Below are 14,602 nucleotides of genomic sequence, written 5' to 3'. Positions count from 1 at the left end.
AAACCTATAAATTTTGGTTAATTTTCAAAAAGTCTTTGTAAAAATATTTTCAATTCACTATTTGAGACGGCGTGAGACCGTGTTACGATGAGAAAAACAGAACATTTGTTCGTGAAAAAAGGAGTGGTGACGATGCGCAGACGAATCTTTTGTATCGACAGCGTCTCGTTCTATGCCAGTTGCGAGTGTGCCGCGCGCAACAAAAATCCTTACCGCACGAAGCTCGTCGTCCTCTCGAATCTACAGGACAGCGGGGCGCTCGTCCTCGCGGCGACCCCGAAGATGAAGCAACTCGGCATCAAGACCGGGTCGCGTCGTTTTCATATCGACCGTCTTCCGTGGCACGAGCGGCGGGATGTTTTGTATGCCGAGGCGCGGATGAGTCATTACTTGAACGTCTCCATCCAAATCATCCACATCCTCCATCAGTTCGCTCCGCCCGAAGCGATTCGCGTCTACTCGATTGACGAGACGCTCGTCGATATGACGGGAACGGAGCGGCTGTTCGGAAGTGACGAGCACGTCGCCCACCTCATGCGCGCGACGATTTTTCGCTATACGGGCATTCCTGTGACGATTGGCATCGGACCGAACAACGTCCTCGCCAAGCTCGTCCTCGACTTGCATGCGAAAAAGGAAGGTGTCGCCACGTGTCTTCTTCACGACGTCGAGCGACTGATTCACCCTGCCCCGATTGAGAAGATGTGGGGCGTCGGGGCGAAGATGGCGGTCCACTTGCAGCGACTCGGCATTTTCACGATTGGTGACTTGGCCCGCTATCCGCTCGAGTCCCTTCATGAAAAATTCGGCGTCATCGGTGCCGAACTCTGGCATCACGCCTGGGGCATCGACGAGTCGCCGACCATCTTGCCGGCGAGTTCCTTGTTCGGGGCGAAACGGACGCGACCGAAGTCGATCGGACACGGGATCACCCTCATGAAAGATTACACGACGTATTCCTCGATCCGGCTCGTCCTACAAGCGATTGCGGTCGAAGTCGGGATGCGGACCCGGCAAGCGGGACTCGTCGGGGGCACGATTCATCTCGGGGTACGCTATACGCGGACGAGCGACCGGGGTGGATTCAGTAAACAAAAGAAACTCCCCCGCTTCACAGCGGACGAGCAAGAATTTTTACCCATCTTGTTGCAGCTATTTTTAGACGGCTGGGAAGAGACGGAAGCCGTCCGTTACGTCTCGGTCGCCCTCGGCAAACTCGAGCCACGGAGCGACCACGTCCAATTGTCGTTCTTCGAAGACGAATGGGCGAAGGCGAAACGGCTCGACTTCCTCGATTTGATTGACGGTTTGAACGTCCGGTTCGGTCGCGGCACGATCCGACCGGCATCGAGCTTACTGAAAGACAGTCCGCTTCGGACGCGCCAACGCTTAATTGGCGGACATAAACAAGGAGGCGATTCCTCATGAGCAAGACCCGCTATCGTGACCGGGGCGAGTTGAAATGGATCCCATTTCTCATGCCCGAGCACGTCGCCCTACTGAAACGTTATTATGCCCAAATCCAAAAGATCGAGCTACCCGATTTGGACGAACAGCTCCTCTATCTCTGGCAAACCGAGCTCGAACGGGCCATTCGTGAAGGCGACCAGGTCGAGATGACCTTGTTCGTGGACGGTTTGACGAAAAACATGCGCGGCTACGTCCACGCCATCTATTATGCCGAGCGCGAAGTCGAACTGTTCGACGGTGAAGTACGGCGCATCCCATTCGGAGATATCTTGTCCGTTCGTTAAGATGCCTCGATTGCCTCTTGTGTCGTCTCGAACGTCTCAATCCCGTCGAGTAGCCCAAAGTGAGCAAACGTCGCACGGACCGATGGCGACAGATGCGCGAAGATGACGTGACGGTCGGCCGCTTTCAGTTCGGTGACGACACGACGCAACTCCTCGACTGCGGTCACGTCGATGACCGGGCAGCGGTGGAAGTTGAAGATGAACACGTTCGGCTCCCGATGGATGTGATGGAGGACGTGCTCGAACAGCTCGACCGCACCGAAAAAGAGGGGACCTTCTACACTGAAGACGATTTGTCCGTCCCGCGTGACGTACCGTTCTGTCCGTTCACGCACGTCGATCGTATCCGCCATCCGCTTCGCGAAGAGCGCGAGCGCACAGATGACCCCGACCTCGACGGCGACGACCAAATCGACGAATACCGTCAATAGTAGCGTAACGAGGAGGACGAGCGACTCGGATGAACGATGACGTAACATCGCCATCACGTGATGACGCTCGGACATGTTCCAGGCGACACGCATCAAAATCGGAGCGAGTGCGGCGAGCGGCACGTAACTCGCGAACGATGCGAGGACGAGCACCGCAACGAGGACCGTGATTCCGTGGATAACGCCGGCGCGTCGGCTGACCGCTCCCGCCTGAATGTTCGTCGCCGTCCGAGCGATCGCACCTGTCGAAGGGATTCCACCGAAGAACGGTGTGATCACGTTCGCGATCCCTTGCCCGAACAGTTCCTTGTCCGGCTTCATCTTCGTCCCCGCCATCCCATCGGCGACCGTTCCCGATAAGAGTGACTCGAGCGCACCGAGGAAGGCGATCGCGAACGCAGACGGAAGGAGCGTGGTGATCAAGTCGACGTCGATCGCGAGCCAGTTGAATTCCGGCAGTCCGCTCGGGATGCCGCCGTATGCACTTCCGATGGTCGCGACCTCACCCGGGATGAAGAGACTGACAAGCGTCGGGACGAGCATCGCCATCAATAAGAGCGGTAAACGAAATGGCAGCTTCGGCACGAGCCAAAGCGTCAAGAAGCCGATTCCGGCAATGACAATCGGTCACACCGATGCTTCGGGCAACGCTTGACCGAGACGAAGCAAGTTCTCGTGAAAATGTGGCGCCTTCTCAAACGTGACCCCGAACAACTCATCGATCTGGTCGACGAAGATGACGACGGCGATCCCGACCGTGAAGCCGATGGTGACGGCACGGGGCATGAAGCGGATGAGCCGTCCGACCCGAAGCACACTCATGAGGAGCAGTAAGATCCCCGCAAGAACGGTCGTGACGAGCAACCCCTCATATCCGTATGCGAGGACGACACCCGAGACAATCGGGATGAACGCTCCCGTCGGTCCGGCAATTTGGAACGTCGAACCTCCGAACAGGCTGACGAGGATTCCTGCGAAGATGGACGTATAGAGCCCATACACCGGCGGGACCCCTGAGGCGATGGCGAATGCCATGGCGAGCGGGATGGCGACGACACCGACCGTGATTCCGGCCGAGACGTCTTTTTGCCACATCTCACGTGTGGAGAGTGAGTCTTGCATCATACATTCCTTCTTTCCAATCAGTTCAAAAACGATTTTAGTGTACGCCTGGAAAGAGGGCTTGTAAACGGGTTGAGAAAAACGTTAACAGAATGTACAAAAGAACGAGATGGTACAATAGGCATTAGACACACACTGATAAAAAGTTAGAATCGTTGAACTGATATTACGTGTTGTAACAAAGGAGATATGATTCATGGAAGAACAGTTTGCCATATTAAAGGATTTGTCTGAATATCGTACACCGACTGAGATGAAAAGTTATTTTGAAGAGGTGATTCAGGCTCTTAAAGATGATCGCACGGCTTTAGAGATTTCGAGGTTGCGCATAGGCAAGTTCAAAGAGTTTCAAGAGGAATTCGTACCAGCCTATGTATTCTCTCTCTCACCTTATTTTCCAAAAGACGCTAAAGCGAAAGTCATCATTGGAAATCAAAATTATGACTTTGTCCTACTGCATACAAATGGGATTGAAGAAAAATTCGAAGTGAGTTCTTACATAAACGGACCACGAGAAGTGGAAATTGCTGAAGTATTAAATGATACAGGTGTCTGGAACCCAAGGCTAAAAAGTTATGAACAGCTAAAAGAACAAGCTGCAGCATACATTGAAAAAACAAAAAAGAACATGCTGAAAAAATCTAAAAAAGATTATACACATGCGTCTCTACTGTTTTCTGTATCGACGTATGAGCTTGCGGCCATTTTTCACAATGAGTTTGATACCTCTCTCTTGGACTTAGCAAACTTCATGTACGACACTCCATTTAAAGCAAAACACGTCTATCTTATCATTCAAAATGGAGATGACATTCCGACGGTAGCGTCTGACATCATTAAAGTAAAATAAAAAGACGCACCTTTCGATGCGCCTTCCTTTAATTCGTCGGAGCCCCCACGACTTGATCACCGTCTTCCGCGTCTTTCGCCAGCAACTTCACGTGACGACCGAACAACCACATGACAACGAGATGGGCTTTCGCCTGCGTCTTCGTATAGAACCACCACGGGAGTGCCGGTACGAACTCATGGATGGCGACGAGCCCTTCATCCGACTCCGGTAATCGTCTAAATTCGAGACGTCCCGTCTTATCCTCTTCACTCAATTTGACGAACTTGCCCCCGTCAATCGCAAAGGATGCCATATCATCCGTCGCTTCTCGTTCAAGTAATAGATGAAGCGCGACGAATGACGGATCGAGAAGCGCAATCTCCCAATCATCGTCTTCTTTTGTCGTCTGAATGAGCGGATACATAAAACGACCGAGCCATTCAAAGTACGTGTCGGCCATCCAAATTGCCGACTTCTCTTCCGGCAGACCGAACCGCTGAATCGAGCGGACCGTATATGACTTCGGCTGCTTTTTCTTCTTGCCGCCCGAGGACTGTTTCTTCTCTTCTTCAAGGGCATGTTCGACCGCCTGTTTGAATGGAATCTCTCCCTGCCCGATGCCTTCGACGGTATCTTCCGCCACCATCGCATGCCCCATGCTCTCAACGAGCGGATAGACGGTTGCCTTCGGTTCACCCGTGACGGCCATGACCCATAGGCGCGACAGTTTGATTGTCGGGAATGGGAAGTCGATCAAGACGCGACGCTTGTCCATGACTTCGGCCGTCTGTTCGATCATCTTCCGATAGGTCATCACCTCGGGACCCCCGATGTCGATATGACGGTCATAAAGCGATTCGGCACCGACGACCGAGATGAGGGCCTGAACGGCTTCACGGATGTCGATCGGATGCGTCTCCGTCTTCGTCCACCGTGGCAGGATCATCGACGGCAATCGTTTAACAAGCTTCGCTAAAATCGGGAACGATGAACCTTCCGGACCGATGATAAGCCCAGCCCGAATCGTCGTCACCGGGACGCCTTGTCCGCCGAGGATACGTTCGACCTCGAGCCGACTCTTCAAGTGACGTGACAACGTCTTCTCTTGTTTCGGAATGATGCCGCTCAAATAGACGATTTGCTCGATATCGTTCGCCTTCGTCGCCCGGGCAAAGTTATCGGCAATGAGCGCATCCATGTCTTCAAACGTCGCCTGCGTCAAGCCACCATTCGGAATCATCGAGTGGACAAGGAACATGGCGTAGTCCGCTCCCTCACACGCTTCTCTGGTTGCCTCATATGAAAATAAGTCACAGGCACGCCATGTGATATGGGCTTCATCTTCTTTATTCTTTGTCGATCGCGATAACGCGATGATGTTGTACTCTTCTTTTAGCTGCTCCATCACGTTCGAGCCGATATAGCCGCTCGCCCCCGCAATGACAATCGTTTTCCGCATAAAGCTCACTCCCCTTCATTTTCACATAGAGGTAATGTACCCGTCTTATCGAAAAAATAAATCAGTCTAAGTATGTAGAGCCTGCCCGTTCGATACGTAATAAAATGAGAATAATTAGAAAAAGGAGGGATATTTATGGGATTCTGGTATTTTCTTTTGCTTGGATTGGGAATGATCCTCGTCGTGAGAGGGATTGCAAGTAGCGCGAAACAAGGTGGATTGATCTTAGTCGGGCTTGTGATGATCGGAGTATCCATATTTATGTTCCAAGATGGCAGCGCGGACTTGGTCGCAAGTTGGTTTGATCAAATCACGGGTCGATAAGTCACGTTTTCGAGTAATAGTGAGATTTATTGATAATCTTTGTTATGAAATCGGATTAACTTTCGAAATCACTTAACATCTTCAATCTTTATTTTGATATGAAAGAAGCTCCACAATGGAACCATTCAAACGAGTAAGTACCATGGCGATATTTGTATTGATTTTGTTTGTTCTTTTCCATTATGCAATCTAATCGAAAACGGAATCGACTGAATGAATTAAGTGCTATCGAATGTCAAATAGGCGACTCGATTATAAATTTCACTGTTACTTTTTTAACTTTTTAAGATTAAACAGAAACCGAAGAATCTAGGTTTTAGCTGCACCTCTAACCTCAAAGGTATTCAACACTAGAAGTGCAGTTTTTATTAGAAGAATAAAACATTTTCAACTGGTTTAAACACCAGACAACGCTTTATGCAAATGTTCAATATGCATCTTGTACATCAGCTTCAAGCTCGTATATTTTTTTATAAACTTTTTTGTAAAAAATATATTCAACATTATTATCTTTTCTTAATTCTGCATCTTTTATAGAAAAAACATCTCTGAGTAATTTCCTTTTCTGATCTAAAGTTAATTCACTAGGGTTATAAATATACTTACTTTTGCTTCTTCTTTGAATGATTTCATAGTAGGCTTTTACAAATTTTTTAATAGCTATTGAATCATTCCTGTTAATTCCAAACCTTTTCAGTTGTTTCTCAATAAAATTATCTAAATGATATAAAGTTTTTATGTCATTTATCTGTGAGTAAAAAAATAACCATCCATATTTTTTATTAACTCCATTTTCTTCAACGATTGCTCCAGTAATTTTTAAATTAAGGTAAAATTCAAGTTCTTTTACGCTTATTTTACCATTTGAATTTTTATAACTTGTAAGTATATCAATAATTGCATTCTCAATTTTTAGTTTTGATTCTTTTTTAACGCGACATATGACTTTACTATTTTTCTTTTCGAATTCATATCCCAAAAATGTAAGTTTATCACTAATATGTCCATCTACAGTTTTATCTTCATTAACTATTAATTTCATATTAGATGCGTCAATTAAATCCTTAATAATTTGTTCTTTTATTTCTAATTGATCATCTTCATTACATAATATTAAAATATCATCTACATATCTGAAGTATGCAATGTTACTCATATTTTTATATTTATCATCAAGAGATTTAAAGTAAATTTCTGCCAATGTATTTGCAATAGGAACCCCTTGTGGTACCCCAACTGTTGGCGATTCCACAGTACTTGTTTTTCTGTAATTAATGTTTACAGTAGGATTTTTTATAGCGCAATTGATAAGTTTTAAAATTTTCTTACTTCTAATTTTACGATTTAAAGATTTATTTAAAACATCGTGATCAAGAGAACCGAAAAAATTAGTTAAATCAATTTTTATATATGAATCGTAAAGATTTGATTTTTTTATAATTCTACTGATAAGAGTTTGTACCAAATCTAGTTTTAGTTCAAAAACTTCCATGAGCATCTCATGCAAAACCTTTAACACTATTCGGTCCCGGATAGTAGGAATAGATATAAGACGAGGTAGAGAATTCCGATTTTTAAGTATTAATTTTTCTTTATAATAAGTAAATTTATAATTATTTTGATTAACCTTTTTTATTATATTAAGTATATTTTCCTCTAAGTTAGTATCAAATGTTTTTTTAGTAACTCTATCTATTCCCGATGCAGTATTATTTTTGATAAACTGAGGGTATTTTTCATTTAAATAACGTAATGTCATTTTTGTCTTAAATACTTTATTTGCTTGTTTCATAGAAAACGTCTCCTGAATTAACTTAGATGAAATAAAAAACAATGCCCACCAAAGGTAATGAATAAAGAAAAAATAAAATCAGAAATGATTTAATTAAATAATGTCTGTACTTTGATACAAATGAATTATTAGCTGAATACTGATACATTATGTAATCAATATCATGATGATTTTCAGTCTTACTTAGGACTTCATTATATTTATTCTTAATTGAGTCAAACTGACTTAAAAGTCTTTGACTGTCTAAAGTATCATTCAAATAAAGAGAATCTAGATTTGTTTCTATCTCTGTAAGACTCAGATATGACATTTTATATGCAAGTGCCTTTTCTCTGTATCCGTATAAACTAATAAAAAGCGAAGCCCCAAATAAACCTACTGAAATGATTAGAGAAACAGGTGGAATCCAATTCGATGATGGATACTGTAGAGCTAATATCGAGTATATCAATAGAGTAAAAGTATACAAATTTAAAATAATAATAGAGTGCATATTATTTCTATTCATACGTGCTTCAGCACCCATTCTAATTTTTTTGGTGACGTAAACTCTTGTATCTCTATATTTCTTTATTTCTAATTTAATTTCATTAATATTGTTAGATTGTACTTGAGTAGTATTAATTACCTCTTTTTGCGAGTCAAATTCGATTACTTCAGTTCTATTGATTATCTTGATTATACTGAACACTTTTTAACTCACTCCATTTGAAAAATAGTAATGGGGATGCCACTAAAGAGAAGAGAGTCTACGAATAGATATCCGTAGCTAAAATGATACTTAATGTATCCTTGATTAGATAATTCCTTATAGGAATCTTTTAGCCAACTGGCTAAAAAGGCATCCCTTTACAACTTTAACATACTAATTACAATAATAGAGTTTTATAATGAATTAATTAGTAAATTCAAAGACTAAAGAAAAAGTCCCAGAAAAGATTTTGTCTTTGTTTTTTTGAATGGAAATGACGGGAGTCCAGTTCGAATCCGATAGCATCGTAACATATCCCTCTATATGCGTACTATGTCGATTTAGTCTCAGTGGGATACTCCCAACAAAATGACGCTGCGACATTTAAATGGATGAATCGTGATTCGCACTTCATTTAAATAATTAATAAATACAAAAATAAAAAGAGGGACATCCATGCAAAAATACGCACGGATGTTCCTCTCCACTTATCTCAGCTTCTTATGAAATAACACTTGAACTCAATTAATCTGCATTATCCTTCGTCAGATCACTTCTTATCTTGTTGCTTCTGCAAATACGCTTCACGAAGCTGGTTCAATCGTTCCTTCTTGTTCGAGACAGTCGGTTTTTTCCCGTCTTGGTATTTCGCCGCAGCTACTTTGCTTCTCGTATCTAATTGATATTTCCCCATGCGTTTCACCTTCCTTTCTTTCTAGCTTCAATCAAAAGCAAAGACCCTCTAATCTCAATGAAATTAGAAGGTCTTCATGAAAATCATTGATTGCAGTCGTTACAGACTGCTTCAAAATGGAGACGGCGGGAGTCGAACCCGCGTCCGAAGGCATCGTAACGTATGCTTCTACGTGTGTAGTTTATCTATTGAATCTCGATGTGACACTGCCGATAAACAGGCGTTGTCGCATCCAGTCTGTTTCATCTCTTCTTCGCGCCCTCAGACGGCGAGTTTGAAGCGTAGCTTGCTTAGTTTGAGACCCTGAAAGTCATCCACACAAGCGATGGATGTCAGGATCCGCAGGGCACTTAGGCTGCTGCGAGTTGTGTGTTAGTTTTGCCAGTTATAGGCGTTTGCGTTTTAACGAGGCCGACCCCTCGACACGCCACATACGACCGACCTACCCCCGTCGAATCCATAACGTCCCCGGGGTGGTAATTGGTACTATATTTAATATACCACAATCAGGATTCGTTGTCAGTATTTTTGCCGATCGCGCATCGCGCGGTCGACGTCACGTTTTGCGTCTTTCTTCTTCAAGTCCTCGCGTTTGTCGTACTTCTTCTTCCCTTTTCCGACGCCGAGCAGGCACTTGGCGAACCCGTTCTTGATATACACTTTGAGCGGGATGATCGTGTAGCCGTCACGCCCAGATGCCCCGATAAGCTGATTAATTTGCTTCTTATGCAACAATAGCTTTCGGACGCGAAGTGGCTCATGGTTGAAGCGGTTCCCCTGGTCGAACGGGCTGATATGACAGTTGTGCAGCGTCGCCTCGCCCCCGTCGAACCGGACGTACGCATCCGCGATATTGATCTTCGATTGACGGACCGACTTGATCTCCGTCCCTGTGAGCACCATGCCTGCCTCAATCGTATCCTCGATCGCGTAATCGAAGGATGCCTTGCGGTTTTGGGCGAGTGCGTTCGAATCTTTCTTCTTGGCCATACACATTCAGTCCTTTATCTACAAGATACGGAGGAAGGGACGAGCCCCTCCCCGTCAGCGACGCTTCTTCGCACCTCGTTTGGCGTCGCCTTTTCGTTTATGCTTGTCTTTCTTCTTCAAGTCGAGTGCCGAACGGCCTTGGGAAGACTTCTCCCCGTCACGTTTCGGTTTCTCACCTGGTTTGCCCGGCTTCCCAGGTCTTCCTGGTTTGCCGCGCTTCTTCTTATCGTCCCGACCGCGACCGCCACGACGGTCTTTCTCATCCTTCTTCGGACGACCGCCTTTTGCTTTAATCGTCGTCGGTTGGCGACGCGTCGATGGTTCCCGTTTCGGCATGCCGACGACCGTGAAGTCAATCGTCCGCTCGTCTAGATTGACGGCGTCGACTTTGACACGGACGGCGTCCCCGATCCGGAACTGACGTTTCGTCCGCTCCCCAAGTAGCATGAGCTGCGATTCGTCGAAGTGGTAGTAGTCATCCATCGACTGAAGACGAACGAGCCCTTCAATCGTATTCGGAAGCTCGACGAACATCCCGAAGTTCGTGACGCCGGCGACGACACCATCGAACTCTTCACCGAGATGGGCTTCCATGTATTCGGCTTTCTTGAGCGCCTGTGTCTCGCGTTCTGCGTCGACCGAACGACGTTCCCGTTTCGATGCCTGTTCGGCGATCGCCCCGAGACGATCCTCGTACTTCGCAATCGTCTTCTCCGACAAATCGTTGTTGAAGACGTACGTGCGCATGAGACGATGGACAATCAAGTCCGGATAACGACGGATCGGTGACGTGAAGTGCGTATAGAAGTCCGTCGCGAGTCCGAAGTGACCAAGCGAGACATCATCATATTTCGCCTGTTGCATCGAGCGAAGCATGATCGTGCTGATGACCGGCTCTTCCGGTTCACCGTCGATCGCCTTCAAGATTTTTTGAAGCGTCTTCGGTTCGACCGTCTGTCCTTTGATGCGTTCGATGTGAACGCCAAAGTTTGCGACGAAGTCGAAGAAGAAGTCGAGCTTGTCCGGTTTCGGATTGTCGTGGACACGATAGATGAACGGCACGTCCATCTTATGGAAGTGTTCAGCGACCGTTTCGTTGGCCGCGAGCATGAACTCCTCGATCAACTTCTCGGCGACCGAACGTGGACGAAGCACGATATCCGCCGGCTTCCCTTCCTCGTTGACAACGACTTTCGCCTCGGCGAAATCGAAGTTGATGGCACCGCGTGAGTTACGGCGTTTCCGAAGGACTTCCGCGAGCTCGGCCATGAGGTCGAACTCACCGATGAACGGCTCGTACTTTTTCAACGTCTCTTCGTCATCGCGCTCGATGATCTCACGGACGTTCGTATACGTCATCCGTTCCGTCGTCTTGATGACACTCGGGAACAAGTCATGGCTGACGACCTTCCCGTTTTGCGGGGAGATCTCCATGACACAGCTTAGCGTCAAGCGGTTGACGTGCGGGTTGAGGGAACAAATCCCGTTCGAGAGTCGGTGCGGCAACATCGGGATAACACGGTCGACGAGATATACACTCGTCCCGCGCTCGAGCGCCTCGACGTCGAGCGGCGAGCCCTCTTTCACGTAATGCGAGACGTCGGCGATATGGACACCGAGCTCGTAGTTCCCGTTATCGAGTTTTTTGACGTGGACGGCATCGTCCAAGTCTTTCGCATCTTCGCCGTCAATCGTGAAGATCGTCTCGTCACGAAGGTCGACGCGACCGATGAAGTCTTTCTCATCCGCCTCGTCCGGCACCGCGTTCGCCTGCGCGATCACGTCCTCCGGGAACTCCGTCGGAATACCGTGTTTATAGACGATCGACAAGATGTCGACGCCTGGGTCGTTCTTATGTCCGATGATGCGGACGACGTCACAGGCACCGGCGAAGCGTCCGTCCGGATACTTCGTGATGCGCACGACGACTTTATGTCCGTCGACGGCACCGAGCGATTTGTCCGGGTTGACGACCGGCCAGAAGTTGATGCGCTTGTCATCCGGCTCGATGAAGGCGAACTGGTCGAGTCGACCGCTCGGGAGCGTATACGTCCCGACGAACTCCGAGAGTCCGCGCTTCAATACTTTCAAAAGAATTCCTTCTGTCTTGCCACGGTTGTCCTCGCGTTTTTTGACGAGGATCGTATCGCCATGGTAGACGTCTTTCAGTTGGTCGGGCGGCAAGAACACGTCTTCCGCTTCCCCTTCGACCGACAAGAAGCCGAATCCGCGCTGGTGAATCGAGATGATCCCCGCGACTTGGCCGAGCGAGGCGAGCGTCCCGTAACGGTTCGTCCGCGTCCGGCCGATGGCACCCTCTTCCTCGAGGGCATTCAATGTGCGGATGAGTTCTTTGAAGTCATCCGTCGACGCGAGCTGTAGTCGCTCGGTCAGTTGATCGACAGAGAGCGGTTTCTCGCTCGCCTGTAAGATCTCTAGTAATTGGTCACGTAAATTCAACGTGACACCTCCTTCTTAGACTGACCAGTCTAACGTTTCGAGAAAATCGAGCACGTCCTGGTGCAGTTTCTCTTTTTCTTTGTCGAGCGTGATCACATGTCCCGAGTTCTCATAAATGAGCAACTCTTTTTGGAACGTGTTGACCGCCTCGTAAATTTGATTCGCCGATTCCGGGTCGATCATGTTGTCTTTGGCGCCTTGGACGACGAGTGTCGGGACGAAGATGTCCTCGAGCTTCGACGCCGTGTCGCGGACGAAGGCACGGAGGTCTTTTAGCGTTGGCATTGGTTTGAACTCTGCCATCTCCTGCTCGATCTGTTCCGGCGACTTTTCTTCTCTACCCTTATATTCTCGGGCATATGCCTGGACTCCTTTGTACAAGCGGTCCTCGGCATCGATTCCAGTCGGCGCGCACATCGGGATGACCGCCTTGACGTCTTTCTCCTCGGCGAGACGGAGTGACATCACGCCACCTAGCGATAGTCCGCAGACGACGATCTCCTCATGGCCTTTGTCAACGAGTGTCTGGTAGGCGTTCAAGACGTCTTCCCACCAGTCTTCTGGTCCATATTGGAGTAACTCTTCCGGTGGGACGGCATGACCACGATAGATCGGTCCCATACATGTGTATCCTTCTTTTTGAAGGAAGCGACCGAGCATGCGGACATCCGCGCTCGATCCAGTGAAGCCATGTAACATCAACACGGCACGTTTTCCGCCCTCGAAGAAGAACGGTTTTGGTGCAGTCACTTTCATTTTATCTGTCATCTCCTCGTATCTACATTATTCCCAAAAAATAAATCGAAAAAACAAAAGCTGACCGCCTCACGTGAAAATCGAGAACGATCAGCCTTATCATCATAATGATGCGACTAGTAATCCTAAAATGAAAAACAAAGTGCCTAGTACAGCTGCAGTTCGGTTCAAAACAGCATCGAAGCCGCGCGCTTTCTGGCGTCCGAACAACTGCTCCGCGCCACCTGCAATCGCTCCAAGACCTTGCGACCGACCTGACATGAGCAGTACGACGACAATCAATAAGACAGCCACGACAAGTAGGCTGATTGTAGCGATCGTTTGCATAGTAGTCAGTTCCTCCTTCTATTTACACGCCTTTTATTATATAGAAGTTATCGTCAAAACACCAGCATTCAAATTATCGGGACGGGTAGCTGAATCCTTCCCCGATGACTTCCTTCACTTGATGGATGACGACGAAAGCGCGGTCGTCCGTCACTTGGACGATTTTTTTGAGTGGCGCGATCTGACGTTTGTCGACGATCATATACAACATGTTCTTATCCTGCTTCGTGTAGTAGCCGTGCCCATGAATGATTGTTGCCGAGCGACCGAGCGTCTCCGTTAAGACGACGGCGAGCTCTTCTTGCTTGTCGCTGATGATTGTGACGGCTTTGCGGATGTTGAGTCCTTCCGCGACGAGATCGATGACCCACGAACCGATGATGATGGCGATGAGCGTATAAAGGACGACCTGTTCCCCTAAGAAGAAGCCAGATGTCGCGACGACGATTGCATCGATGATGAACATCGAGACGGCGACGCTCAAGTGGAGATAACGCTCCATGAGACGGGCGATGATGACGCCCCCTCCGGTCGTCCCACCGACACGGAGCACCATGCCGATCCCGACCCCGATCATGATCCCGGCGTAGACGGCCGCGAGCAGTTTGTCCTCGGCAGGGCTGCCCCAATCGTGCGTCAGACTAAGGAAGAATGACGTCGCGACGACGGCGATGACCGAATAGACCATTGTCCGGCGGTCGAGCAGTTTATAACCGACGATAAAGAGAATCCCGTTCCCGATGATCGACGTGAGCCCGAGGTCCCAGCCGAAGACGTAGTACAGGATGATCGTGACCCCGAGCAGGCCACCTTCCGAGAAATCATTCGGTACGGTGAAGTAGTTGACCCCGAATGAGAGAATGAATGAGCCCGCGATGATCCAGGCGATGTCCTTCACCGAGATGGTTTGTAGCTTGCGCCATACTTGTTGACGCAATAGATGTTGCTGTTGACGTTTCATAAATTGTCC

Annotated in this window: 14 protein-coding genes, 1 other RNA gene and 1 pseudogene; 4 read left to right on the top strand and 12 right to left on the bottom strand. The window is 47.7% G+C overall.

Annotation, left to right across the window (positions count from 1 at the left end; all coding sequences use genetic code 11):
- Positions 1-132: 132 nt before the first annotated feature.
- Positions 133-1,428, top strand: coding sequence for a Y-family DNA polymerase (locus KNO92_RS03065; RefSeq protein ID WP_214760092.1), 1,296 nt, complete (start codon positions 133-135; stop codon positions 1,426-1,428).
- Positions 1,425-1,754 (top strand): YolD-like family protein, encoded by a 330-nt coding sequence (locus tag KNO92_RS03060; protein ID WP_214760090.1) that lies wholly within the window; start codon positions 1,425-1,427, stop codon positions 1,752-1,754. The genes KNO92_RS03065 and KNO92_RS03060 overlap by 4 nt, the downstream gene beginning before the upstream one ends.
- Here KNO92_RS03060 and KNO92_RS14785 read toward each other — a convergent pair.
- Both KNO92_RS14785 and KNO92_RS14780 read right to left on the bottom strand, forming a co-directional pair.
- Positions 1,751-2,107 (bottom strand): STAS domain-containing protein, encoded by a 357-nt coding sequence (locus KNO92_RS14785; protein ID WP_251127064.1) that lies wholly within the window; start codon positions 2,105-2,107, stop codon positions 1,751-1,753. The two genes, KNO92_RS03060 and KNO92_RS14785, sit on opposite strands and share 4 nt — an antisense overlap.
- 93 nt (positions 2,108-2,200) lie before the next feature.
- Positions 2,201-3,280, bottom strand: a pseudogene (locus tag KNO92_RS14780) (SulP family inorganic anion transporter); the annotation flags it as partial.
- 223 nt (positions 3,281-3,503) lie between these two features.
- Here KNO92_RS14780 and KNO92_RS03050 point away from each other — a divergent pair.
- The gene (locus KNO92_RS03050; protein WP_214760087.1) at positions 3,504-4,157 is read left to right on the top strand and encodes a hypothetical protein; all 654 of its coding nucleotides are present in this window, start codon (positions 3,504-3,506) and stop codon (positions 4,155-4,157) included.
- 28 nt (positions 4,158-4,185) lie between these two features.
- Here KNO92_RS03050 and KNO92_RS03045 read toward each other — a convergent pair whose 3' ends face one another.
- The gene (locus tag KNO92_RS03045) at positions 4,186-5,598 is read right to left on the bottom strand and encodes an NAD(P)H-binding protein (RefSeq protein WP_214760084.1); all 1,413 of its coding nucleotides are present in this window, start codon (positions 5,596-5,598) and stop codon (positions 4,186-4,188) included.
- A 135-nt stretch (positions 5,599-5,733) separates the two neighbouring features.
- On the opposite strand from KNO92_RS03045, the gene KNO92_RS03040 reads away from it, so the two are divergent.
- Positions 5,734-5,922, top strand: coding sequence for a hypothetical protein (locus tag KNO92_RS03040; protein WP_214760082.1), 189 nt, complete (start codon positions 5,734-5,736; stop codon positions 5,920-5,922).
- A gap of 427 nt (positions 5,923-6,349) precedes the next feature.
- Here KNO92_RS03040 and KNO92_RS03035 read toward each other — a convergent pair whose 3' ends face one another.
- From KNO92_RS03035 to KNO92_RS02995, 9 genes are all read right to left on the bottom strand, one after another.
- Positions 6,350-7,714 (bottom strand): reverse transcriptase domain-containing protein, encoded by a 1,365-nt coding sequence (locus tag KNO92_RS03035; protein WP_214760079.1) that lies wholly within the window; start codon positions 7,712-7,714, stop codon positions 6,350-6,352.
- Between the two features lie 22 nt (positions 7,715-7,736).
- Positions 7,737-8,405 (bottom strand): SLATT domain-containing protein, encoded by a 669-nt coding sequence (locus KNO92_RS14965; RefSeq protein ID WP_214760077.1) that lies wholly within the window; start codon positions 8,403-8,405, stop codon positions 7,737-7,739.
- Positions 8,406-8,955: 550 nt separating this feature from the next.
- Positions 8,956-9,099 carry an alcohol dehydrogenase gene (locus KNO92_RS03025; protein ID WP_214760075.1) on the bottom strand — a complete coding sequence of 48 codons (144 nt, stop codon included), beginning with the start codon at positions 9,097-9,099 and terminating at the stop codon, positions 8,956-8,958.
- A gap of 114 nt (positions 9,100-9,213) precedes the next feature.
- Positions 9,214-9,569: a transfer-messenger RNA gene (gene ssrA / locus KNO92_RS03020) on the bottom strand.
- Between the two features lie 49 nt (positions 9,570-9,618).
- Positions 9,619-10,089 carry an SsrA-binding protein SmpB gene (smpB, locus tag KNO92_RS03015; RefSeq protein ID WP_214693541.1) on the bottom strand — a complete coding sequence of 157 codons (471 nt, stop codon included), beginning with the start codon at positions 10,087-10,089 and terminating at the stop codon, positions 9,619-9,621.
- A 54-nt stretch (positions 10,090-10,143) separates the two neighbouring features.
- Positions 10,144-12,549: a ribonuclease R gene (gene rnr, locus KNO92_RS03010; protein ID WP_214693543.1), complete on the bottom strand. Its 2,406-nt coding sequence runs from the start codon at positions 12,547-12,549 to the stop codon at positions 10,144-10,146.
- Positions 12,550-12,564: 15 nt separating this feature from the next.
- On the bottom strand, positions 12,565-13,305 hold the full coding sequence (locus KNO92_RS03005) for an alpha/beta hydrolase (RefSeq protein WP_074033592.1): 741 nt from the start codon (positions 13,303-13,305) through the stop codon (positions 12,565-12,567).
- Between the two features lie 102 nt (positions 13,306-13,407).
- A complete protein-coding gene (secG, locus tag KNO92_RS03000) occupies positions 13,408-13,632 on the bottom strand; it encodes a preprotein translocase subunit SecG (RefSeq protein ID WP_012726902.1) in 225 nt (74 codons plus the stop codon).
- Positions 13,633-13,705: 73 nt separating this feature from the next.
- Positions 13,706-14,593, bottom strand: a complete 888-nt coding sequence (locus tag KNO92_RS02995) for a YitT family protein (protein ID WP_083600113.1) — start codon at positions 14,591-14,593, stop codon at positions 13,706-13,708.
- Positions 14,594-14,602: the final 9 nt, after the last annotated feature.

It is taken from the genome of Exiguobacterium sp. s129 (genome assembly GCF_018617585.1).
In the GTDB taxonomy this organism is placed as follows: Bacteria; Bacillota; Bacilli; order Exiguobacteriales; family Exiguobacteriaceae; genus Exiguobacterium; species Exiguobacterium aestuarii_A.
Note: the sequence above shows the minus strand (reverse complement) of the source record. Positions and strands in the feature narration are given on the sequence as shown.

Bases quoted from the DNA above. Each gene is read 5' to 3' on its own strand.
- KNO92_RS03065 (WP_214760092.1), top strand. From the start codon at position 133: ATGCGCAGACGAATCTTTTGTATCGACAGCGTCTCGTTCTATGCCAGT.
- KNO92_RS03060 (WP_214760090.1), top strand. From the start codon at position 1,425: ATGAGCAAGACCCGCTATCGTGACCGGGGCGAGTTGAAATGGATCCCA.
- KNO92_RS14785 (WP_251127064.1), bottom strand. From the start codon at position 2,107: ATGGCGGATACGATCGACGTGCGTGAACGGACAGAACGGTACGTCACG.
- KNO92_RS03050 (WP_214760087.1), top strand. From the start codon at position 3,504: ATGGAAGAACAGTTTGCCATATTAAAGGATTTGTCTGAATATCGTACA.
- KNO92_RS03045 (WP_214760084.1), bottom strand. From the start codon at position 5,598: ATGCGGAAAACGATTGTCATTGCGGGGGCGAGCGGCTATATCGGCTCG.
- KNO92_RS03040 (WP_214760082.1), top strand. From the start codon at position 5,734: ATGGGATTCTGGTATTTTCTTTTGCTTGGATTGGGAATGATCCTCGTC.
- KNO92_RS03035 (WP_214760079.1), bottom strand. From the start codon at position 7,714: ATGAAACAAGCAAATAAAGTATTTAAGACAAAAATGACATTACGTTAT.
- KNO92_RS03025 (WP_214760075.1), bottom strand. From the start codon at position 9,099: ATGGGGAAATATCAATTAGATACGAGAAGCAAAGTAGCTGCGGCGAAA.
- smpB (WP_214693541.1), bottom strand. From the start codon at position 10,089: ATGGCCAAGAAGAAAGATTCGAACGCACTCGCCCAAAACCGCAAGGCA.
- KNO92_RS03005 (WP_074033592.1), bottom strand. From the start codon at position 13,305: ATGAAAGTGACTGCACCAAAACCGTTCTTCTTCGAGGGCGGAAAACGT.
- secG (WP_012726902.1), bottom strand. From the start codon at position 13,632: ATGCAAACGATCGCTACAATCAGCCTACTTGTCGTGGCTGTCTTATTG.
- KNO92_RS02995 (WP_083600113.1), bottom strand. From the start codon at position 14,593: ATGAAACGTCAACAGCAACATCTATTGCGTCAACAAGTATGGCGCAAG.